General features: G+C 39.0%; 23 protein-coding genes. 4 read left to right on the top strand and 19 right to left on the bottom strand.

All coding sequences use genetic code 11. From position 1 onward, the window contains the following. Positions 1-65: 65 nt before the first annotated feature. The 6 genes from BSO02S_RS10215 to BSO02S_RS10190 all read right to left on the bottom strand — a co-directional run bounded on the left by BSO02S_RS10215 (position 66) and on the right by BSO02S_RS10190 (position 6,489). On the bottom strand, positions 66-308 hold the full coding sequence (locus tag BSO02S_RS10215) for a hypothetical protein (protein ID WP_066066337.1): 243 nt from the start codon (positions 306-308) through the stop codon (positions 66-68). Between the two features lie 169 nt (positions 309-477). Next, on the bottom strand, positions 478-1,893 hold the full coding sequence (lpdA, locus tag BSO02S_RS10210; protein WP_066066334.1) for a dihydrolipoyl dehydrogenase: 1,416 nt from the start codon (positions 1,891-1,893) through the stop codon (positions 478-480). A gap of 5 nt (positions 1,894-1,898) precedes the next feature. Then, positions 1,899-3,218 (bottom strand): dihydrolipoamide acetyltransferase family protein, encoded by a 1,320-nt coding sequence (locus BSO02S_RS10205; protein ID WP_066066332.1) that lies wholly within the window; start codon positions 3,216-3,218, stop codon positions 1,899-1,901. A gap of 125 nt (positions 3,219-3,343) precedes the next feature. Next, on the bottom strand, positions 3,344-4,321 hold the full coding sequence (locus tag BSO02S_RS10200) for an alpha-ketoacid dehydrogenase subunit beta (protein ID WP_066066329.1): 978 nt from the start codon (positions 4,319-4,321) through the stop codon (positions 3,344-3,346). A 3-nt stretch (positions 4,322-4,324) separates the two neighbouring features. After that, a complete protein-coding gene (gene pdhA, locus BSO02S_RS10195) occupies positions 4,325-5,440 on the bottom strand; it encodes a pyruvate dehydrogenase (acetyl-transferring) E1 component subunit alpha (RefSeq protein WP_066066324.1) in 1,116 nt (371 codons plus the stop codon). Positions 5,441-5,832: 392 nt separating this feature from the next. Continuing rightward, the gene (locus BSO02S_RS10190) at positions 5,833-6,489 is read right to left on the bottom strand and encodes a YkyA family protein (RefSeq protein ID WP_066066320.1); all 657 of its coding nucleotides are present in this window, start codon (positions 6,487-6,489) and stop codon (positions 5,833-5,835) included. Between the two features lie 187 nt (positions 6,490-6,676). On the opposite strand from BSO02S_RS10190, the gene def reads away from it, so the two are divergent. Further along, on the top strand, positions 6,677-7,231 hold the full coding sequence (gene def, locus BSO02S_RS10185) for a peptide deformylase (protein WP_174524239.1): 555 nt from the start codon (positions 6,677-6,679) through the stop codon (positions 7,229-7,231). Positions 7,232-7,262: 31 nt separating this feature from the next. On the opposite strand, the gene BSO02S_RS10180 is transcribed toward def, so the two are convergent. Beyond that, positions 7,263-8,033: a Cof-type HAD-IIB family hydrolase gene (locus BSO02S_RS10180; RefSeq protein WP_066066317.1), complete on the bottom strand. Its 771-nt coding sequence runs from the start codon at positions 8,031-8,033 to the stop codon at positions 7,263-7,265. Positions 8,034-8,515: 482 nt separating this feature from the next. On the opposite strand from BSO02S_RS10180, the gene BSO02S_RS10175 reads away from it, so the two are divergent. Next, the gene (locus BSO02S_RS10175) at positions 8,516-8,725 is read left to right on the top strand and encodes a DNA-dependent RNA polymerase subunit epsilon (protein ID WP_066066314.1); all 210 of its coding nucleotides are present in this window, start codon (positions 8,516-8,518) and stop codon (positions 8,723-8,725) included. A gap of 6 nt (positions 8,726-8,731) precedes the next feature. Next, entirely contained in the window at positions 8,732-10,399 is a 1,668-nt protein-coding gene (gene rnjA, locus BSO02S_RS10170; RefSeq protein WP_066066311.1) for a ribonuclease J1, read from the top strand. Between the two features lie 41 nt (positions 10,400-10,440). Here rnjA and BSO02S_RS10165 read toward each other — a convergent pair whose 3' ends face one another. The 12 genes from BSO02S_RS10165 to BSO02S_RS10110 form a co-directional block, all read right to left on the bottom strand. Continuing rightward, positions 10,441-11,103, bottom strand: coding sequence for a potassium channel family protein (locus tag BSO02S_RS10165; protein ID WP_280523549.1), 663 nt, complete (start codon positions 11,101-11,103; stop codon positions 10,441-10,443). A gap of 85 nt (positions 11,104-11,188) precedes the next feature. Next, a complete protein-coding gene (locus BSO02S_RS10160) occupies positions 11,189-12,103 on the bottom strand; it encodes a DUF4349 domain-containing protein (RefSeq protein WP_439951380.1) in 915 nt (304 codons plus the stop codon). 152 nt (positions 12,104-12,255) lie between these two features. Then, complete coding sequence (locus tag BSO02S_RS10155; protein WP_066066301.1) at positions 12,256-14,076, bottom strand: ABC transporter ATP-binding protein; 1,821 nt, start codon at positions 14,074-14,076, stop codon at positions 12,256-12,258. Positions 14,077-14,093: 17 nt separating this feature from the next. Then, positions 14,094-15,848, bottom strand: a complete 1,755-nt coding sequence (locus BSO02S_RS10150) for an ABC transporter ATP-binding protein (RefSeq protein WP_066066298.1) — start codon at positions 15,846-15,848, stop codon at positions 14,094-14,096. A gap of 160 nt (positions 15,849-16,008) precedes the next feature. Next, entirely contained in the window at positions 16,009-16,464 is a 456-nt protein-coding gene (locus BSO02S_RS10145) for a TlpA family protein disulfide reductase (protein ID WP_066066295.1), read from the bottom strand. A 62-nt stretch (positions 16,465-16,526) separates the two neighbouring features. After that, positions 16,527-17,075, bottom strand: coding sequence for a peroxiredoxin (locus BSO02S_RS10140; RefSeq protein ID WP_066066293.1), 549 nt, complete (start codon positions 17,073-17,075; stop codon positions 16,527-16,529). Between the two features lie 278 nt (positions 17,076-17,353). Then, positions 17,354-18,478: an N-acetyldiaminopimelate deacetylase gene (locus tag BSO02S_RS10135; RefSeq protein WP_066066289.1), complete on the bottom strand. Its 1,125-nt coding sequence runs from the start codon at positions 18,476-18,478 to the stop codon at positions 17,354-17,356. Between the two features lie 63 nt (positions 18,479-18,541). Beyond that, a complete protein-coding gene (gene dapD / locus BSO02S_RS10130; RefSeq protein WP_174524238.1) occupies positions 18,542-19,246 on the bottom strand; it encodes a 2,3,4,5-tetrahydropyridine-2,6-dicarboxylate N-acetyltransferase in 705 nt (234 codons plus the stop codon). A gap of 74 nt (positions 19,247-19,320) precedes the next feature. After that, complete coding sequence (ccpC, locus tag BSO02S_RS10125) at positions 19,321-20,208, bottom strand: transcriptional regulator CcpC (RefSeq protein WP_066066286.1); 888 nt, start codon at positions 20,206-20,208, stop codon at positions 19,321-19,323. Positions 20,209-20,326: 118 nt separating this feature from the next. Continuing rightward, positions 20,327-20,764 carry a cyclic-di-AMP-binding protein CbpB gene (cbpB, locus tag BSO02S_RS10120; protein WP_066066283.1) on the bottom strand — a complete coding sequence of 146 codons (438 nt, stop codon included), beginning with the start codon at positions 20,762-20,764 and terminating at the stop codon, positions 20,327-20,329. Between the two features lie 116 nt (positions 20,765-20,880). Beyond that, a complete protein-coding gene (locus tag BSO02S_RS10115; protein WP_066066280.1) occupies positions 20,881-21,117 on the bottom strand; it encodes a YkuJ family protein in 237 nt (78 codons plus the stop codon). 251 nt (positions 21,118-21,368) lie between these two features. After that, on the bottom strand, positions 21,369-22,580 hold the full coding sequence (locus BSO02S_RS10110) for an EAL domain-containing protein (RefSeq protein ID WP_066066277.1): 1,212 nt from the start codon (positions 22,578-22,580) through the stop codon (positions 21,369-21,371). Positions 22,581-22,720: 140 nt separating this feature from the next. On the opposite strand from BSO02S_RS10110, the gene BSO02S_RS10105 reads away from it, so the two are divergent. Then, complete coding sequence (locus tag BSO02S_RS10105) at positions 22,721-23,572, top strand: C39 family peptidase (protein WP_066066276.1); 852 nt, start codon at positions 22,721-22,723, stop codon at positions 23,570-23,572. The last annotated feature ends 72 nt before the right edge of the window (positions 23,573-23,644 follow it).

Genomic DNA, 23,644 nt, shown 5'->3' with positions numbered 1-23,644 from the left:
ACAATTCTCAAGTCGAAAATTATATACTTTCTTACCTTTTAAAAAAGCTCCCTGAGGGGCTTTTTTTAGTGGATAAACAGGACCATAGTATAATGGATCGAAGTATAAATAACAAGGCTTAGAGCAGTGATAAAAAGCGTTTTTTGGACCGATTTTGTCACCTGGTTTCCAATATAAAATGCTAAATAAAAGAAAACAAAAAACATAATGACTTTATAGAATAATTGATCATGCTTTGATAGCCATTCTATAAATGTATAGCCGCTCCAAATGATAAATTGCAGCATGATAACAATATAGACCCTCATAAATTTATCACCACTCAAAAGACATTCATTTCTTTTTTCGGATAGTTAGTATTGTTAGTATATGTACTAAGATCGATAGATATTTTTTTATTTATTGAAAGGATGAAATTATTTTTGTCAATTGAAAAAGGTCCTTTTCGTTTTATCAACGAAAAGGACCTTTTTCAAATTATTTAATGATATGAATTGGGCTGCCAAGTGCAACTTCGGCCGCTTCCATGGTAATTTCACCAAGTGTTGGATGGGCATGAATCGTCATGGCAAGGTCCTCAGCAGTCATTCCTGCTTCAATCGCAAGGCCTAGCTCTGCAATCATATCTGATGCGCTTGTACCGGCAATTTGTGCTCCAACCACAAGGCCATCCTCTTTACGAGTAATTAATTTCAGGAAGCCATCCCCGCTATCCAGTGACAAGGCACGACCATTGGCTGCAAATGGGAATTTAGAGGCATTTACCTCAATGCCTTCTTCTTTAGCCTGCGCTTCTGTATATCCCACTGAAGCTAACTCGGGTTCAGAAAAGACAACCGCAGGAATTCCTAAATAATCAATTATAGATGCATGACCGGCAATAGCCTCTGCAGCAATTTTAGCCTCATATGATGCCTTATGGGCTAATTGAGGACCGGCAACAACATCACCAATAGCGTAGATGTTGCTGACATTAGTACGGCATTGTTTGTCGATTTCAATAATCCCGCGGTCACTCAACTGAACACCCGCTTGTTCTAAGCCCATTTCATCGGTGTTAGGGCGGCGTCCTACCATGACAAAAACGTAATCAGCTTCGATTTTCTTCTCTTCGCCTTTCGTTTCGAAGGTGACAACCACACCGTTTTCAGTCTCTTCTACACCCTTAGCAAAGGCTTTGGTATAGAATTCTGCCCCTTTTTTCTTCATGCTGCGCTTAACAAGGGCAGCCATTTGCTTATCAAATACGCCAAGACCTAATATTTCATCTGCACCTTCTAAAATAGTTACTTGGCTGCCAAAGTTAGCGTATGCTCCGCCAAGTTCGATTCCGATCACACCGCCGCCAATAACAACGATTTTTTTAGGAATTTCAGTTAAGTTAAGTGCTCCAGTAGAATTAAGAACACGTTTTGAATATTTAAAGGCTGGTAATTCGATTGGACGGGATCCAGTCGCAACTATTGCATTTTTAAAAGTATAGGTTTGAGCTGAGTGTTCATCCATTACTCGTAGTGTATTGGCATCCACAAAGTACGCTTCACCGCGAACAATGTTGACTTTATTCCCTTTTAATAAGCCTTCAACACCGCCAGTTAATTTTTTCACGACTCCAGCTTTAAATTCTTGCACCTTTGAAAAATCAACTTTTACATTATCCGCAGTAATTCCAAAGACTTCAGAATGCAGCGCGGTTTCGTAACGGTGGCCGGCTGAGATCAATGCTTTGGAAGGAATACAGCCTACATTTAAACATACGCCGCCAACATATTCTTTTTCAACAATTGTTACCTTTTGTCCCAACTGTGCTGCACGAATCGCCGCAACATATCCCCCGGGACCTGCACCGATGACTATAGTATCTGTTTCTATTGGGAAATCTCCAACAACCATAATAGTTAAGCCTCCATTAACAATAGTTCTGGATCGTTTAATAAACGTTTAATATGGTTCAATGCATTTTGTGCTGTCGCACCGTCTATCATACGGTGGTCAAAACTTAATGAAAGAGCTAATACTGGTGCGGCAACAATTTCTCCATCCCTTACTATTGGCTTTTCTGCAATTCTGCCGACACCCAAAATGGCTACTTCAGGGTGATTAATGACTGGAGTAAACCACTGGCCGCCTGCAGAACCAATGTTTGAAATCGTGCATGAAGCACCTTTCATTTCGTTAGGAGCAAGTTTTCCTTCTCGTGCTTTACCTGCTAATTCATTAATTTCATTGGAAATTGAGAAAACCGACTTACGGTCAGCATCTTTCACCACTGGTACCAACAAGCCTTTTTCCGTATCCGCTGCAATACCAATATTGTAATAATGCTTATGAATGATTTCACTTGTTGCATCATCAAGTGAGGTATTTAACGCTGGGAACTCTCTCAATGCACTTGTTAATGCTTTTACGATGTAAGGCAAGAAAGTAAGCTTAATGCCCTTGGCAGCAGCTACTTCTTTAAATTTCTTACGATGGGTAACAAGTTTTGTTACGTCAATTTCATCCATTAGAGTTACATGTGGAGCAGTATGTTTGGAATTAACCATTGCCTTCGCAATCGCTTTGCGAATGCCGCTCATTTTCTCACGCGTTTCAGGATATTCGCCTTGCGGTATTGGTTGAACAGCAGCCTGTGGTGCTTCAACCTTAACTTCTTCAGATACTGCTGCAGTAACCTGTTGTGTTGGAGTTGCTGTACCACCATTCATGAAGGCATCAATATCTTCCTTCATAATTCGGCCATTTTTACCTGTTCCTGCAACTTGCGTTATTTCTACACCTTTATCACGTGCATATTTCCTAACAGAGGGCATCGCCACAATACGACGATTTGGATCTACTTCTACTTTTGGCTGTGTTGCCGCAGCAGCTGGTGCCTTCTCTTGTGCTGCTTCCTGTTTAACTTCCGGCGCTGGAGCTTTTTCAGCTTGTACCGGCTCTTCATCACCATGATCGCCTTTAAATTGCAAATTCTCATATCCTGGTGCATCAAAGGTAACAAGGACCTGTCCAACCGTTGCAACAGTTCCTTCACCAATTAATATTTCAATAACTGATCCTTCTACTGGGGAAGGAATTTCAACTACTGCTTTATCATTTTGTATTTCACAAAGTACATCATCTTCCTGGATTTTATCGCCTGGCTTAATGAACCATTTGACAATTTCCCCTTCATGAATACCCTCACCGATGTCAGGCATTTTAAATTGAAATGACACAGAGATTCATCTCCTATTTCACATGTATTTTAGCCAACTTTGCTAAGATGAAAGAAGGAAAAAGATTATCCTTTTTCCTAAATACAGTCTAGCTTCAGCGCCAAGTGAAAGGCACTATAGAATTACTAGAATGTTAATACCTTTTTAGCTGTTTCGATTATATCTTTATAGTTAGGAAGCCAAACAGATTCGGCTTGAGAGAATGGATAAATCGTATCCGCTGCCGTAACGCGCAGTACTGGTGCTTCTAAGCTTAAAATGGCACGATCGTTAATTTCGGCTACGACGTTAGCAGCAACACCTGCTTGTTTTTGTGCCTCCTGTACAACCATTGCACGACCCGTTTTTTCTACTGAGGCAATAATGGTTTCGATATCAAGTGGACTAATTGTCCGTAAATCAACCACTTCTACAGAATAGCCCTCTTTTTCAAGCTCTTCAGCAGCTTTCAATGATTCATGAACCATCGCACCATAAGTAATAATTGATAAATCTTTGCCTTCACGTTTCACATCAGCTTTACCAAGAGGAATGGTATACTCTTCTTCAGGTACTTCCTGACGGAAAGCACGGTATAATTTCAAATGCTCAAGGAATACAACTGGATCGTTATCGCGAATCGAAGAGAGCAATAAACCTTTTGCATCATATGGTGTTGACGGAACAACAACCTTAAGTCCTGGAGTTTGTGCCATTAACCCTTCTAAGCTATCTGAATGAAGTTCAGGGGTGTGAACCCCGCCCCCGAATGGAGAACGGACCGTTATCGGCATATTATAGCGGCCGCCTGAACGATAGCGCATACGAGACATTTGTCCCGCAATGGAATCCATAACTTCAAACACAAATCCAAAAAATTGAATTTCAGGTATAGGACGGAATCCTGTTAAAGCAAGACCGATGGATAAGCCGCCAATTCCCGATTCAGCAAGGGGTGTATCAAATACTCGTTCTTCTCCAAATTCTTTATGAAGACCTTCGGTTGCACGGAATACACCGCCATTGACACCAACGTCTTCCCCAAAAACGAGTGTTTTTGGATCGTTGCGCAACTCAGTTCTTAGTGCATCAGTGATTGCTTGGATCATTGTCATTTGAGCCATGACTTACTTCGACTCCTTTGCTTTATATATTTCAAATTGTTCTTTTAAATTAGCAGGCATTTCTTCAAACATATGAGACATGAGGTCAGTAACCTTTTGTTTAGGAGCCCCGTCCGCTTTTTTGATTGCCTCTTTAATATCTTCTTTTGCTTTTTCGATTACTCCGTTTTCCTTCTCCTCACTCCAAAGTCCCTTTTTCTCAAGGAATTTACGGAAGCGAACAAGCGGGTCTTTCTTTTCCCATTCGTTATCTAAGTCAGAGGTACGGTAACGAGTTGGATCATCTCCAGCCATCGTGTGCGGACCATAGCGGTATGTCAACGTCTCAATTAACGTTGGTCCTTCTCCATTTATTGCACGAACGCGGGCATCATGTGTTGCTGCATAAACCGCCAACGGATCCATTCCATCAACTTGAATACCAGGGATACCGGCTGCTACTGCCTTTTGTGCCATTGTTTTTGCTGCAGATTGTTTATCAACAGGAGTTGAAATCGCAAAACGGTTATTTGGGACAACGAAAATCGCCGGAGCTTTAAATGCACCTGCAAAGTTGATTCCTTCGTAGAAATCTCCTTGTGACGTTCCACCGTCACCCGTATAGGTAATGGCAACAGATTTTGACCCGTTCTTTTTCATTCCGAGGGCAACACCAGCAGCTTGAACATACTGGGCACCAATAATGATTTGTGGTGAAATCACATTTACTCCTTCAGGAATTTGATTTCCTTGGAAGTGTCCGCGAGAGAATAAGAAGGCTTGATATAATGGCAGGCCATGCCAAATCATTTGTGGTACATCACGGTATCCTGGCAGAATAAAGTCTTCCTTTTCAAGCGCAAACTGGGATGCTAATTGGGATGCCTCTTGTCCAGCTGTTGGAGCATAAAATCCAAGACGTCCTTGACGATTTAAAGAGATAGAACGTTGGTCAAGAATGCGCGTATAGACCATACGTCGCATTAATTCCTGAAGTTGTTCATCTGTTAAGTCTGGCATTGCTTCTGCGTTTACAACCTCGCCTTCTTCATTAAGAATTTGAAGCGTTTGGAATTGATCTTCTACAGCATTGAGTGCTTTCGTCACATCAAGCTGGGCGTTCTGAGTTTTAGAAGCCATATTGGTCACCTATCCTTTCAATACAGAGCTTAATATTAAAAAATAAAATCCACTTAATTAGATTACCCAAAAAACATACGAATAAAAGCCAGATGGACTAAGGCATCCATTTAATTAACTTTCATTCTACCAGTATCTTATTCTGTATCACTTTTTTATGTAACATCAATGATACAATTAATGAGTACGTATACGATTTTACATCATTCATTTTCGTACGTCAAATACTATGAGTCATAATTTTTCACCATAAACACATTACAAATACAGAAGAATTAATAATCCTCTGTACCATCTTTTTTCACTATCTGTTATATAAAATTTAATCTTTTTTTTATTTGTTATAATATAGAAAAAAATCGACTGACTCAGTCGATTTTTTAACTAGACCATTATTTATTCATTTTAAGTCCAGCTTTTTTATAAAAAGACAGCTTCTGATCATTATATTTTTCCGTAAGCTTATTAAACTTTTCGTTTTCCTCAAAAACCTTTTTATACGATTCATTTAGTTTTTCGACTTGTGCCTCAAGGTTATCAAGGGGGAGATTTTTATTCTTAAACATCCCATATAGTTCTTTGTCAGCTGTTATTGCCTCAGAATATTCTTTGACTAATACCTCATGTGCACGATATCTTTCCATCATGGTATCATACAGCTCCTGAACCAATTTTGCTAAGGCAGGATCATCCAACTCACCAATTAACTCTGCGGCTTTCTTAAATTCCTTTTCAGATTCCTTTATGCTTTTTGTTTCTTTTTCGATATGCTCTTTTCTATCATCGGCCAATGAAATGGCTTCATCGGCAAGCTTTACGATTTGGTCATATTCTTTCATGCCAAGTTCAATGATCTGATCATATATTTCTTTTTCCTTCTTTTCCAATGAAACAAGCGGATCCTGTTGTTCTTCAAATCCTTTTTCCGATGCTACTACCTTTTCTAACACATCATACATCTTTTCAACTGGCGTCTTTTGTTTAGAGCAGCCCGCAAAGATAATAACAATAGCTAAAACGAGTAATATAAAATGACTTTTGCCTTTCAACGATAGACCCCCTAACTAATTTTCATCTCTTACTATATCGATACTGAGATTGTTTGACAATATACAATAGTTAAAAACGTTACCTGCGTGGAGGGTTCCACCAATCAAATGTTAACTTTTTATTCAATCTCTGTTAGACTATTTATTATTATTAATTTTAGTAAAAAGTACAGAGGTGAGTGGGATAATGTTAACAATGGAGGATATCATTCGAGATGGCCATCCTACACTTAGAAATGTGGCTGCAGAAGTAAGCATGCCACCCTCAGAAGAGGATAAACAAATACTAGCCAGCCTGTTAGAATACGTAATCAATAGTCAAAATGTCGAAATGGCTGAGCAATATAGCCTGCGCGCGGGAATCGGCTTAGCTGCCCCGCAAATTAATGTGGCGAAGCGAATGATCGCTGTTCATCTTACTGACGAAAAAGGCATTCTTTATAGCTATGCATTATTTAATCCGAAAATCATCAGTCATTCTGTTGAAAAGGCTTATCTCCAATCAGGGGAAGGCTGTCTATCAGTGGATGAGGCCTTTCCAGGTTACGTCCTAAGACATGCTAGAATTACTGTAAAGGGAATAAATCTAGATGGCGAGGAAGTTAAACTCCGCTTAAAAGGCCTTGCCTCCATTTGCTTCCAACATGAAATTGATCATTTAAATGGTGTTATGTTTTATGATTATATCGATAAGAAAGACCCATATAAACTGATCGAAGACGCGATAGCGATTGAACGATAAAGAACCGGCCCTTTTATTAGGCCGGTTCTTTCTATATAAGATTTAGTTCTTTTAATCCGTTCCAGATCCCATCTTCTGAAACATCTGATGTAATGAAATCGGCAAGTGCCTTGGCTTCTGGAACAGCATTTCCCATTGCAACTCCTGTTCCGACCTCCCTTAACATTTCCAAATCATTTAACCCATCACCGAAGGCATATACATCCTTAAGCTTAAAACCTAACCGTTCAATCATCTTATTTATACCTTCTGCTTTCGAACCGCCAGCAGGTAAAATATCGACACTATATCGATGCCATCTAATAAAATCAAATCCCGGGTACCTGGTTTTATATGATTTTTCCGTTTGTTCTTCACAAAACAGTAAGGTTTGATACATTTTTCGATTCATATAAAAGGATGCGTCTTCTTCTGGATGGGGAAAATTTAGGCTACCCATGCCCATTTCTATAAACGGGTGGTTTGGGACCGAAGCTTTCATTGTTTTCTCATTCATAAAAATTAACGGATGTTTGTTTTCCTTTGCATCCCTAGAAAGTCTATGAAGCTCAGCTTCATTTAAAGGATTCTCATAAATAACTTCATTTTCAAATACAACAAATTGCCCGTTAAAACTAACAAAGGAGTCAATCTCAAGCTCTAAGCGTAAGCTTTCAAACATAAAGGGTGCCCTGCCAGTCGCAATCGCAACAAAAACGCCGTTATCCTTTAATAATTTTAGAGCTTTTTTTGTGCTGGCAGGAAGACTTTTTTCATGATCAAGTAATGTCCCATCTATATCAAAAAACACAATTTTTTTCATGTACGATAACTCCTTTTCGTTGAATCCTTTAAAAACAGTAAACTTTATAATAATAAATGTCAATTTGTTAATAGCCATAGGAATTCCATGTTTAACCAAGAAAGAATCAGCGTTTTCATCATATAATAATAAAAAAACCCTTATTTAAAAAATAATTTCAATTATCTCCCATTGGCGGCTTTACATTGGACAAGGTTGGTATAAAATAAGAAGTAAGGAGATGATCCACTATGTTAAAGAAGCTAAGAAAAAAGCTTTTAAAACAGTGGAAAGATTTACTGAGAAAGAAAACCATTGCCTGACTTTTTTGAGCCCTTCAAACTTGCGAAGGGCTCCTTCATTATTGTAAATTGATAATCAATGATTCTTTTTTACATACTTTTCATGATTAGTCTTAGGAATTCTAAAGAAAATAAATGAAAAAGATGAAAATGTTTTATATAATAGAAAAAGTTATGTGCAAAGTTAGGAGCGATATTGGAATGGTATTTAAAGTATATTACCAAGAAAGCATCAAAGAAGTCCCGGTCAGAGAGAAAACAAAAACATTATTTATTGAAGGTGAATCGGTAAGAGAAGTCCGCGCAAAAATTGGCGATCGTGGATTTAATGTTGAGTTTGTACAGGAAGTAAAAGGAGCATTTTTAGAATATGAAAAACAAAACGAAGACTTTACAGTATTGGAGAATTGATAATTTATGAAATTTGTTAAGAATGATCAAACTGCAGTTTTTGCCCTTGGCGGTTTAGGTGAAATTGGCAAGAACACCTATGCAGTTCAGTTCCAGGATGAAATTATTTTAATCGATGCCGGTATAAAATTCCCGGAGGATGAGTTATTAGGTATTGATTATGTTATTCCTGATTACACTTACCTTGTTAAAAATGAAGAAAAGATAAAAGGATTATTTGTTACCCATGGTCATGAAGATCACATTGGCGGTATCCCCTATTTATTACGCGAAATTAATATTCCGGTCTATGGCGGAAAATTAGCACTCGCATTAATAAAAAATAAATTAGAAGAGCATGGTCTTTTAAGGAATACTAAATTGATTGAAATTAAAGAGGATGATGTGATTAAATTCCGGAAAACATCTGTTACTTTTTTCCGAACTACACATAGTATTCCTGATTCCTACGGAATCGTGGTTAAAACTCCACCGGGACAAGTTGTCCATACAGGCGATTTCAAATTTGATTTTACCCCTGTGGGCGAGCCTGCAAACTTAACCAAAATGGCTGAGATTGGTAAAGAAGGGGTCTTATGTTTGCTTTCTGACAGCACGAACAGTGAAATACCTGATTTCACGATGTCAGAGCGGCGCGTTGGAGAAAGTATCGATGATATTTTCCGGAAAGTACCTGGTCGAATCATCTTTGCGACATTTGCTTCTAATATCCACAGACTGCAGCAAGTAGTAGAGGCTGCAGTAGTATACGGGAGAAAAGTAGCCGTTTTTGGCCGGAGCATGGAAGCAGCCATTAATATCGGACTCGATTTGGGTTATATTAACGCACCTAAAGAGACTTTTATAGAGGCCAATCAAATTAATCGACTGCCTGCGGATAAGGTCACGATTCTATGTACCGGAAGCCAAGGCGAACCCATGGCCGCTCTGTCGAGAATTGCCAATGGTACACACAGACAAATTCAAATCATCCCTGGAGATACGGTCGTATTTTCATCCTCGCCAATACCGGGGAACACGATTAGTGTTAGTAGAACGATTAATATGCTGTACCGAGCTGGTGCCGATGTAATTCATGGTAAGTTAAGTAACATCCATACTTCCGGGCACGGCGGACAAGAAGAGCAAAAACTTATGCTTCGCTTAATTAAGCCTAAATTCTTTATGCCAATCCACGGTGAATACCGGATGCAGAGAATGCACGCGAAGCTTGCAGTCGATTGCGGAGTAGAGGAACAAAATTGCTTTATTATGGATAACGGCGAAGTGTTAGCTCTTTCCGATGATACGGCACAGGTTGCTGGAAAGATTCCATCCGGTTCTGTTTATATTGATGGCAGTGGCGTAGGCGACATCGGAAACATTGTCTTAAGGGACCGAAGAATCCTTTCAGAAGAAGGCTTAGTGGTTGTTGTTGTGAGCATTAATATGAAAGAATTTAAAATTGCCTCAGGGCCAGACCTGATTTCCCGAGGATTTGTTTATATGAGAGAATCCGGTGATTTAATCAACGATGCCCAAAATCTGATAACCAAGCATTTAAATAAGGTCATGGAGCGGAAGACAAGCCAATGGTCCGAAATCAAAAATGAGATTACTGATACATTAGCTCCTTTCCTTTACGAAAAAACCAAGCGCCGACCAATGATTTTGCCGATTATCATGGAAGTATAATAAGAAAAGCGGAAGCGCCCTTAGGGGCGCTTCCGCTTTTCTTATTCTAAAACCTTTTTTTCAAATCGATCGATGTCAATATCGTTTCCAATCACAATCAGTACATCATTAACATAAATAGTTTCTTTTGCTTGTGGAGAAACGATGATTTCTTCTCCCCTTTTAATGGCAACTATATTTAAACCATATTTCTTGCGGATATCCAAATCGATGATGGTATGACCGCTAAGTCTTCCATTTGCCACAATTTCAACAATACTATGCTCATCCGAAAGCTCTAGGTAGTCGACCACATTACTTGATGCCATGTTAGTAGCAATCCGTTTCCCCATATCTCTTTCAGGGTGAACAACGTGGTCTGCGCCGATTTTCCGAAGAACTTTTTCGTGATAATCATTTTGGGCCTTGGCCGTAACGCAGGCCACCCCTAATTCTTTAAGAATCAAGGTTGTTAATATACTTGCTTGAATATCATCGCCAATCGCAACAATGACATGGTCAAAATTACGAATCCCCAAGCTTTTTAATACATTCTCATCCGTTGTATCACCAACAACCGCATGAGAGGCAATCATGGCAAATTCATTTACACGTTCTTCATCTACATCAATACCCAAAACTTCCATTCCTTCATCAGTTAACGTCCGACAAATACTTCCGCCGAAACGGCCAAGCCCAATGACTGCATAACTTTTCTTCACCAATAATTCCCCCAGCTACATCAATTATCTAATATGCCATTAATTTTACCATCCTTTATCCTATTTATATATAGAGAGATATCACCAATTAATCCTGGCCGCTTCTGCCTTTTCTCTTTTTAAAATATAGAAAACCCAGGAATACAAAAATAGCTAACATGATAAGAAGTGGCAGGTTTCCAATAATAAAGACAACTAATCCCGATAAACCTGCCAACAACATATTTGTGCTTTTCATAAACTGTTTTTTCGTTTTCTCCCAAGTATTTAGTTTATCTTTATCAAGGTTCGGCACAATGACTTTATTTTCGTAAAGGGTAATATTCACAGTCGAAAGAGAGGTTTGATTCTCTAAAAATTTCATTTTTCCTTCGATGGTCTCAATTTCTTCTTGAACCAACGCTAAATCGGATGAAATTTTTAATAAATCCTCTGTTTTAACTGCCCCCTTCATAAAGCTAATAAGCCGTTCCTCGACCACCCTTTTAGACTTTAGTCTTGCCTTAAGGTCGACATATTCTTCAGTAACATCCTGCCCGGTAAGGTTCCTTTGCAGGACCTCAGCTGCCTGCCCTTCGGCATCATGTAAAAAGGACTGAAAATGCTTTTGAGGGATTCTAATTTTAATGGTCCCGCTTACCTGTTCTTTACCCTCTTTGACCACATTTGATTCGGCAATATAGCCGCCATATTTCACCACACTCTCTTCCAGACTACGGACAGTTTGTTCAAATTTCTTCACTCTAAGATGCAGATCAGCTTGATAGATCACCATTTGATTTGGTACTTCAATTTTCGAATTTCCTGTGGTTTTCTCAGCCTTCGCTTTCTCACCAGTGAAGTTAGCTTTTTCACCATCGCTGGACCGGGCTGAATCCATTGCCAAATTGCTGCTATCACTCATTTTCGCGCTTTCATCTTTACTGCTTGCACTGCACCCGGCTAAGCAAATCATCAAAGTAACCAAAAAACATGGAAGCCATTTTAGCTTACTCAATCGCACGACACCCCTTTTTCTCTAATTGTAAAGGACAGAAAAAAACACTTACTTACCAATACCGACGATTAAAAAGAGGCAAGGTTACAAATAGATAAGGGAAATTAGTTCGCATGGGGAGAAAACAAAAAACAGCCCTCACAAGGGCTGCTTTATGTTTATTCGGCCTTTAACATCTGAAATTGTGTTTTCACTAAGTCATAATAGGAACCTTTCTTTTCCATTAACTCCAAGTGATTGCCTTTTTCGATGATTTGTCCAGACCCTAGCACAATAATTTGTTCTGCTTCTCTGATTGTTGAAAGACGATGGGCAATGATAATAGCTGTTCTATCTATTAGTAACGTTTTTAACGCTGTTTGAATTTGCATTTCCGTCTCCGTATCAATACTGGCAGTCGCTTCATCAAGGATTAAAATCCTTGGGTTCGAAAGCATCGCTCTTGCGAAAGAGAGAAGCTGCCTTTCTCCGACAGATAAAATATTTCCACGTTCCTCAACTTCTGTGTGATAGCCATTGGATAATCCCTCGATAAAGTGATGTGCCCCCACAGCTTTGGCAGCTTGAACGACTTCCTCATCGGTTGCATCTGGCCGGCCAAAGCGAATATTTTCAATAATCGTTCCCGAAAAAATAAAGGTATCCTGGAGGACGACACTAATTTGCTGCCTTAAGCTTTTTAATGAAATGTCCCGTAAATTATGTCCGTCAATCTTAATCGTGCCGGCAGTTGGGTCATAAAAGCGCGAAATTAGATTCGCAATCGTTGTTTTTCCTGAACCTGTGTGACCGACGAGGGCAGCTGTCTGCCCTGCTTTAATTTCTAGATCAACGCCACTTAAGGCAATCCGGCTGTCATCATAGGAGAAAACAACTTTTTCAAACTGAATAAGCCCCTTAATTTCACCAATATCGATAGCCGTGTCTTTCTCCGAAACAATCGGTTTTTCATCTAAGAATTCAAAAATTCGTTCCGAGGAAGCCATTCCCATTAACAGTTGATTATAAACCTGCCCCAGCCGTGAGATTGGCTCCCAAAACATGCCAAGGTAAAAAGCGAAAGAGACAAATACACCGATGGTAATTGAATCATTTTGAATCAGATGGGCCCCATACCAGATAAGCACCGCTGTTCCCACGGCATTAGTTATTTCAACAAGGGGTCGAAACATTGCATTCTTTTTCGATGCCATTCTCCAGCTTTCAAAATTTTCGTGATTAACCCCATCGAAGAAGGCCATATTTTCCTTCTCTTGTGTGAAGGATTGCGTCACCCGGATCCCTTGAATACTTTCGTTTAAATGCGAATTTAACTTGGATTGCTTTAAACGGACCAATTGCCAGGAGCGCCGTATGTTCCGCCTTAAACTAGTGGATATAAAGAACATAATCGGCAGCATAATCATAATTGCCAGAGTAAGGGACGGACTAAGGGAAAATAGAACGGCAAACACACCAATAAGTAGTAAGGAATCCATCAGAGAATTGATGACTCCATTCGTAAATAATTCCTGTAATGAATTGATGTCATTCATAATCCTGACTAAAATTGACCCAGCTGACCGTTGATCGAAAAAGCGGTGTGAGAGATTCTGCACATGGGTAAACAAGTGCTTTCTAATATCATAAATAACACCTTGACCGAGTTCATTCATCCAGCGAATACGATAAATATTTGCAATATACGAGATAACATATAACACAGCAATGATTGCAATAAGCATGGTTAAAAGCTTTGTATCCTTGTTTCCAATCGCTTTATCGAGTGTATATACTCCAATCAAAATAGGGATGATTAACCGCACCGCTGTTGTAATGAGGACCATTAGAATGGATAATGGCAATAATCTTTTCTGATAAGGCTTTAAATAGCGAAACAGCCTTGTCATTTGCGCCCAGTTAAAAGGCTTATCGATCACTTGATCGATTGAATAGTGAAACCTCTTTAACGCATTAGCATGAGCCTTTTTTTCGTTCATATGTACAGCCTCCCCTTTTAACCAGTCTTTGACGTCATTACTGCCTGCTGGTCTTTATATTGAATCGCATAAATTCGTTGATAAGGACCGTTGTTCTCAATTAGTGCATCATGGATTCCTCGTTCCACAATCCGGCCATTCTCGAGAACGAGAATTTCATCCGCATGCTTCAGTGAAGAGATTCGGTGGGCGATAATGAACGTAGTCCGCCCCTTCATTACTTCCCTTAAAGCCTTTTGGATGTTTAATTCTGTTTCCATATCAACAGCACTTGTCGCGTCGTCTAAGATCAAAATACTAGGATTGACACAAATGGCGCGGGCAATAGCAATCCTTTGCTTCTGACCGCCAGATAAGCCCATACCTCGTTCTCCAAGAACTGTTTCGTAGCCTCTCGGTAATTCCATTATAAAATCGTGTGCCTGGGCTCGTTTCGCTGCATCAACGATTTGATCCATTGTAGCCTCAGGGCAGCCATAAGAGATATTTTCTTTTATCGTTGTTGAAAATAAGAAAGATTCTTGTAGTACCAAACCAATGCTGCTTCTTAACGAATGTAGTGAATATTGGTTTACTGGTTTACCATTAATGAAAACTTCGCCTGTGCTAGGTTCATAGAATCTTGTTATTAATTGGGTGATGCTTGTTTTGCCTGAACCCGTGGAGCCAATTAACCCGATAACGCTGCCCGGTGTGGCGTGAAAGGAAATATCATAAAGAGCCGCTTTCGACTCCGCTTCATAACGAAGTGTTACATTTTTAAATTCCACTTCACCGCTGAAACGTTCTGGTTTATTGGAAGTGAGCAGATTTACGATTTCATTATCTGCTTCCAATACTTCCAGCAAACGCTCCCCAGAGGCTTTAGCCTGAGAAAATAAATTAACGACAAAGCCTAGATTCACAATTGGCCAAATGATATACCAAACCAAACTATAAAAGGCGACAAGCTCTCCAGGCTTTAATGAGCCATCCATGACCAGGTATCCACCAAATGCCAAAAGTAAAACGACACTAATATTCCCTAATAGTTCCATTAAAGGAAAGTACTTAGCCCAAATACCTGAAGTATGAATATTTTGCTGCTTGTAATCTCCATTTGAGTTGTTAAACTTTCCTATTTCAAAGTTTTCCCTTGATAAGGACTTTACCGTGTTAATACCGCTAATACTTTCCTGAACCTTGGTGTTTAATTGTCCAAACGATTTACGAATGCCCCTAAAGGCGGGATGGACGGCACGGTCAAATTTATAGACCACTACCGCTAAGAATGGAAGTGTCGCTAACGTAACCAACGTCAATGGCACCGAATAATAAAACATGACGGAGAAACTAATCGCAATCAGTAGAACGAATCTTACTAATTCAGCAAAACCAAACGATAGAAAAAAGCGAAACCCTTCCACGTCAGCGGTTAATCTTGACATTAAGTCGCCCGTTTTTGCATTATCATAATACTTGAACGGTAAATACTGAAGCTTTTCGTATAAGGAGTTCCGCATTTTATAAACGGTAGTAATCCCGAATAAATCTCCTGTATATTGATTGATATAGGTTGCAATCCCCTTCACGGCCATCAAGGCGATGAACCCTAAGGCCAAATAGGGAATCCAGTTATATTTCCCCTTCAGCACCACCTCATCAATGGTAAGCTGCAATATGATCGGATAGACAACCGTAATCGCTGTTACCAATAATAGAAAGACCATTGAGAAAACAAAGTATTTTTTAAAAGGCCAGTAGTAAGGCTTTAGTTTTTTGAAAGTCTCCACATTTCCGCTCCCCTTTCCTTACATTTTAAATTTTTAGAATTTACACGTAATACTAAATATATCGGGTTTCGAAGTAATTTTCTACCTTTTTGAACTCAATTTTCCAAAAAATAAAAAGACTGTTCGTTGCTAGCAACGAACAGCCTTTTCTTGGTGCTTCCTATTCTGTTTTTTCCAACTCATCTAAAACACGATTGACACGCTTCTCCAGCATTTTCATGCCGCTTCCGCCCGCCTGGAAATGACGAAGCTTGCCTTCACGATCAAATACGTAATAGGCAGGAACATATTGATTCTCAAATGCTTCTGTTAATTTATGATCGCTGTCCACAAAGATGGGCTGGCTGATTCCATGTTCAGCTGCCACTTGCTTAATTTCTTCCAAGTTCAAATCATTTTCGGATCTTGGCATATGAACAGCTACCACATTTAATTTGTCTTTAAAATCATCACGGAATTGATTCACTTGCGGCATTGCTTCCTTACATAAATGACAGCTAATCGACCAAAAATGAATCAATGTTGGTTTGTCACCAATTAAATCACCCTTTGTGAATTCACCGTTTAACCATTCGGTTGCACCGGTTAATTCCGGCATAGGTTCACGTAATTTCATCGTTAATCCCCCTTTTAAAAAAGACCTAACACTATAAAAGGTTAGGTCTATCTTGTTAAAAATTATACGTTCAATGTAGCTTGTCCAGGCTTCCAGTTTGCAGGGCAAAGGCCGCCAGTTTGTAAGGCTTGAAGCACACGTAACGTTTCATCCACGTCACGGCCGATGTTGTTGTGGTTAACAACAGAGTACATCATTTCACCTTCAGGGTTGATGATGAATAAACCACGAAGTGCAATGCCTTCTTCTTCAATTAAAACTCCATAATCACGAGCAACCACATGGTTAGTATCTGCTGCTAATGGATAGTTTAAATCGCCAAGGCCGTTTTCCTTGCGGTCAGTTTTAATCCATGCAAGATGAGTATGGATGGTGTCAGTTGAAGCACCAATGACCACTGCATCTAGATCATCAAACTCTTCATAACGATCGGACATGGCTGTAATCTCCGTTGGACATACAAATGTAAAGTCCATTGGATAGAAGAACAATACTGTCCATTTATCATTTTTCATATTCTCTTCAAGACTAACTTTTTTAAATTCCTTGTTCGGCATAACCGCATCCATTTCAAAGCGTGGAGCTTGCTTACCAACCATACGTTCTGGCATTTTAAATCCCTCCAAATAAATTCATTAAATGAGTATCTAAGAAATTCTCATTTACTATCCTTTGACAATTCTCATTATAGGACAATTCTACTTTTGAGTCAATATTAAATTATAATTAATTTAAATAAATACTTATTATTAACTACAATCTAATTTTACCCTTCTTCAGTTTTGCCCTTTTTAGCTAAGAATAATCGACAATATGTATCAATATTCCCTTTATTTACTATAATTTTAACATGATTCACTTCTAAGAACCAAATAAAACGTCTTTTGTTTTAATTATTATTTCCTTTATAGGCAATATAGCTTGTCATCACTTTAACAGCGACTTCAATCGCCGCTTCATTTGGATTTAGTTTGGCATGATGTAAACCAAACGATGATTCGACACCCAGCCAAAACATCAACCCGGGAATTTCCTTAAGCATATACCCAAAATCTTCCCCAGTCATCGCTTCTTTACATTCAATCACTTTTACATCTGTCTGCTGTTGGACATACTCCATAAACTCTTTTGTGATTGATTCTGTGTTATATACTTGATGGTACATCGAACCATAATCAATGACTGCCTCACATTCAAAACCTGCCTCAATTCCTTTAACAAGTGCCTCGATGCGATGCTTAACCTTCTTCATCGATTCAGGTGATAATGTCCGAATAGTTCCCTCAAGCCTTGCTCTTTCAGCAATAATATTTTGCACGGTTCCCCCAGTAATTTTCCCGATTGTAATAACAGCACTATCTAGTGGGTCTACGTTCCTTGAGATTACCGTCTGGAGCTGATTAACAAGCGTGCAGGCTGCGACCACCATATCATTCGTTTGGTGAGGGTAGGCGGCATGTCCTCCTTGACCCTTCAAATCAATGAACAACTCAGAGGTATTAGCAAATAATAATCCTTCCTTTAAGGCGATCGTACCTACAGGATACTCCGGTGCAATATGTAGGGCGAGAATCATATCCGGCTTCCATTCCTGCATAAAGTCAGATTTCAGCATTGGTTCTGCCCCGCCAGGACCTTCCTCAGCAGGTTGAAAAACAAACAAGAGATCGTCATTGATTTGATTTTGAACAAAATGGGTCAACACGCCAAGGGCAATGCTCATATGGAAATCATGGCCGCAGGCATGCATCTTATCATCATGTGCAGAAGAAAAAGGAAACCCCGTTTCTTCACTAATCGGCAGACCATCAATATCGGTTCTGTATCCAATCGTTTTTTGCGGTTTCAGACCATGAACTTTAACAAATAAGCCGGTCTTCCACTTTTTAATCGTGATACGTTCTTGAGGCAACGACTGCAGGTAGGAAATTAAATAGGCCTGCGTCTTTATTTCTTGGAACCCGAGTTCAGGAATTTGATGAAGGTCACGGCGGATTTTAATTAATGGGTTCATCTCTACTACCTCACTTCTCCTATAGAAGAAGCGTGGAAAAGATTCCACGCTTCTTCTTGTTTTTTATAACTGACGAAGCTCTTGCATGATCTCCGTTTTTGATTTCGTCTTTTCGTCAATATCTTTAATTTTTCTTGCCGGCATTCCTGCGACGACAGTATAAGGAGCTACATCTTGAGTTACTACTGCACCAGCAGCAACCACTGACCCTGTTCCCACTCTTACTCCCTCAAGAACTACAGCGTTCGCACCAATCAAAACATCATCTTCAATGATGACAGGCTGTGCGGATGGCGGTTCAATCACGCCAGCTAAAACGGTTCCAGCCCCAATGTGGCAGTTTTTCCCGACAGTTGCTCTGCCGCCAAGGACAGCCCCCATATCAATCATTGTTTTATCGCCAATAACTGCGCCAATATTGATCACAGCGCCCATCATAATAACGGCATTATCCCCTATTTCCACTTGGTCCCGGATAATGACACCTGGCTCAATTCGGGCATTAATAGGTTTTGTATCCAATAATGGAATAGCTGAATTGCGGCGGTCATTCTCAACCACAAAGTCTTCAATTTTTGCTTTGTTCGCTTCTAAAACGGTATTGATTTCAGACCATTCGCCAAAGATGACGCCCGTATTCCCATTAATAAAGGCCTTAGCGTCACTGCCAAAATCAATTCCTGCTAATTCGCCCTTTAAATACACCTTTACTGGAGTGGATTTTTTGCTATTTTGAATAAAAGAGATAATTTCATTTGCATTCATCATTTTATTTTATGCCCCCTATGCTGTACTAAAAAATACTTTAACAAACAAAAGAAATGAAAACAAGAAAAACAACCTTACAGTTCTGAAGATTCAGCGATATGTTCCTTCACTAGTTCAACAAAGGCCTGAACTTGCTTTAATTGAAAGGCGGACTCATATCCCAACAGCCAAGTATCACGCTTCAGCGGCTCATTATTTTCATCGACAAGCGGTATTTTGAATATATCCCGTTCGGCTTTTGTTAAGGTAATTGCCGGCAAGATAGCATAGCCAATTCCATTAAAGGCCATCTGCTTGCAGGTCTCAATTTGGTCGACCACCACTGTTCGCTTCGGTGAAGTTTTAAAGTTGCGCATCCACCAATCTTGAATCTCTTGATAGTAATTCGAGTCACTTTTAAATTGAATGAAAGGACGGTCTGTATCTAATACTTGCTCAGGTTTAGTAATTTCACGGTCAACTAAATAGAGCGGGTCATTAAAAAGATGGACCTTAACACCCTTCCAATCAGGTGTGCCCCGAATGATTCCAATATGTACTTGGTCATCATATAAGCAATTGAGGATTTCGCTGCTCCAACCCGTTACAAGAGAAATTTTTGCCTGTGGATATTTATCAATAAATTTCTTTAAAACTTGCGGTAACCAATTTTGACCCACGATGGAAGCGACCGCAATTTTCAAAGTGCCTGACACTCCGGATTGAAGGGAATGGATGGTTTCGCGAACCTTTTCCTCTTTTTTTAGCATTTCATTAACAAATTGGACAACATGTTCTCCAGCAGGTGTAAGAGACAGCCCTTTTTGGGAGCGAATAAATAATTTCGTTCCCCAGTCTTTTTCAATTGTTTGTAAGCGCTGCGAAAGTGCGGGTTGTGAAACAAACAATCGTTCCGATGCTTTCCGCATATTCATTTCCTGGGCTAACACAGATAATAATTGAAATTCCGATATCGAGGACATGGCCATCCCGCCTTTCAAAAAAGCTCCAGGTTAAATTACACAGAACTTGATCTTTTTCAATATAATCTTTAAACAAATAGAGCCCCCATTTAGGGGGCTATGGAATCTATCACTCGGTTTAAATCTTTTTACAGTATTTATTTAGTTGATTTAATAATGTACTTCTTGGCAAAATCCCTTCAAAAAAACCATCTTCCGTCTCCACACAAAGAAATGGATGGTTAACAAGTAACTCAAGGCATTTATTAATCGAAGCGGAAATTTTCACTCGTGGAATGGAACTATTCATGACTTCTTCCACACGTTTCTTCTCAAGTTGTTCAAATTCAATTCTTTCTAGTCCAAGAATGGAATCCATAATTATTGGTGTACTAATTAGCCCATGCAGTTTGTAATGCGGGTCTAATACAGGTATTGCAGTATAGCCACTTTTTGTTAAAACTAGCAATGCATGTTCGAGATTGTTTCCGATTTGCACATGTGCTACACGTTCTGAAGGTATCAATAAGTCATGCATGGTTAGCTTTAAAAATTCCCCACCGGGAAGACTGATCATCGCCGAAAACTCCTCAATATTTGTTTTTCCACAGATACATTCTAACATAGTTTTCGGTTGACCGTGTTAATTTTAATACTGTTCTTCTTTGAAAAGGAAAGGAACCATTATGGTTCCTATTGGATTAAATCAAAGATTTCAATTGTAATCATATCAATATTATCAAATTGATACCGTTTTGGCTTTTCCTTCTCATTATATATTTCTAACTCAAATGTCTCCGTTTTTGGATGAAATGTTACCTGACATTTTTTTTCACCATTTACTTCGAAATAGCGTTGTGCGGGCTCACCACTATTTGATTGTTCCTGAAGGTTTTTTAACCTCGTTAATATACCTTGAAGCTGTGACATCGGCTTCGTCTCCTTTCAAACCAAACAAACTGTCTACATTTATATTTCTCATTTGTCATATTTCTATTCGAATCGAAAATTTTCATAATCTTCCATTCGAATTTTTTATATGCCCATATAAAAGAATAAAATAACATAGTCCATTTGTCCAAGCAAAAATAAAAAAAGTGATTGATTTTTTTTTAATATGGTTTTAAAAAGGCAGTTTCTGTTCAAAAAAGTTTATTAGCCGTGAGTTACAATGTTCATTCCTATAATAATTGATCATGTTCGAATAAATATTGATAGGGTATATCGATAAATAAATAATCTTCCCCATTGATGGGAAATGAAAAGGTTCGTATTGTTTCCCCTGTTTCTATATCACAATACAGGTCAGATAATATCCCCTTTTGTTCATGGCGCATTTTTATAATGTTTTCCAAAAAATAAGGACGCCAGCTCCAATTTTTTTGGATATAATCTGATTGGATGCTCCATCCATCTTTTCCTCTAAAAATATTGGCAGATTTTTGAAAGCCATCCTCATCACAAACATATATCCGAAAAACAATCTGATCCATTTTTTTTATTAAAGCTTGGAAGAGATCGTGGTATCCCGCACTTTTGTTTTTAATCACTATTTCTTGAACACTATTTTGAAAATATTCTGCGGTAGTATAAACAGCCTCTAATTTTCTCTTTTCGTAGGCAATAAAGTCATGAAACTTTTCCTGTAAGCGATGCTTTAATAAGTCTCGTTGTATAAATTCGGCAGTGGGTGGATGTAAATAGAACCCTTGATAATAGCGGCCGCCATTTTTCCAGGCGAACTGAAGCTGATAGCTCATCTCAATATTTTCAAATAAAAGTGTTGCACCTATTTTCCTAGCCAAAAGCGACAAAGTAAACAAGACATCGTTGAAGTTCACGCCCGTTGCTGTCGATTTCAAGGCCTGCAAGTTGATTTTTAATATATCTGGTTCAAGTTGCCCAATACGTTCAAAATAATGGCTATCACTATCAATGCTTGCAATCGCAATTTTAATTCCATATGTCCGATAATATTGTAATAAGTGGTCAAATTGATTTAAATCACCGCTATAATTCCGGGCGGAAATTTCTAGGACAATCCGCCTTAGACTTAACCCTTTCTTTTCATAGGCTAAAAGTTCTTGTAAGAAAGGCTCGCCATGTCCATACATTAATAACTCAGCGTTTCGATTCAAAAAAATGAAAATATCCTCTTCAAGTCCCAAAGCCTTTTCAAGTGCTTTATTTACTAATAATAAATCCACTTCAAACTTATATTCATCAGGTATTTGATCATCCTGAAAGAATGGCCCAAGGCTAATAACTGTACCTTCTGTCTTATATCTCCCCAGCACCTCATAAGCAATTACACGTTGTTCATCGGCACTAAAAATCGGTTGAAAATACGGAAAAACATTTTCAAGATCCGATAGGATTTCCAAAGCATCCATCTAAGTACCTCCAAAATTTTTCTTATAATACCATACGCTTATTTACGGCTACTTGTTCTTTTCCAAAAGGATACCATTATAGAGGCTAAGAAACAATCAAACAATATAGACTAGTTCTTCACACTAAGGAGGATAAATTTTTGAAAAACCTTTGCTTATTGGCCTCCATCCTTCCAATGTTTGGCTTTAATCATTTCGGCGAGGATACAATGACAAGCTCAAAACGAATAATTAACCAGCCTCTTTCATCGTTTACCGTGGAAGAGAAGAGAGAAAGTCTTTCCTCGGTTACTTTAAAAGAGACACCATACACATTAAAGAATCTAAAGGATGAACTTTTTAAAATCAAAATAAAAGCTGGTAAACGTAATTCGGCAAGTTTTCCACAAAAAAGGGATTCTGCCATGCTAAATGTTGTATTAATCAATCAGAACCCAGAACTGAGGTACGGGTGTGAAGTGACAAGTCTTGCAATGGTCCTTCAATACGCAGGGGTTAAAACAAATAAAATGGACCTCTATCATTCCATTCAAAAGGACCCTGACCCCATCATTCGTTCGCCTAAGGGTGATATTTTACATTGGGGAAATCCTGCTGATGGATTCGTCGGAGACATGACTGGAAGAAGAGCAGGTTATGCTGTTTTTGATATTCCAATGATTGCTTTAATTAACCAAAAGCTCCCGGGAAGAGCGCTTAATTTAACAAAACAGCCGTTTGAACGGATATTAGAGCATGTTTCATCCGGGCACCCAGTGGTTGTATGGACCACCGGCGATTATCGCCTTCCTGACCGCCCTGAAGGATGGTATCATGGGAAAAAGTACATCAAGACTCCCCTTGATTTACATGCAGTTGTTTTGGTTGGTTACGATGCCAAGTATGTTTACTTAAATGATCCACTTTCTGGAAGAAGGCAAGTGCGAGTAAGCAAAGAACAATTTATTTCTTCATGGAAAGCACTCCAAAGCCGGGCAGTAAGTTATAATTAAGAACAAAAAGCGCAAGCGCCCGTTTAGCGGCGTATGGACTGGAGCGCTTTGACTGAGATAAAGGAAACACGG

The organism is Neobacillus soli NBRC 102451, assembly GCF_001591665.1.
GTDB lineage: Bacteria > Bacillota > Bacilli > Bacillales > Cytobacillaceae > Neobacillus > Neobacillus soli.
Note: the sequence above shows the minus strand (reverse complement) of the source record. Positions and strands in the feature narration are given on the sequence as shown.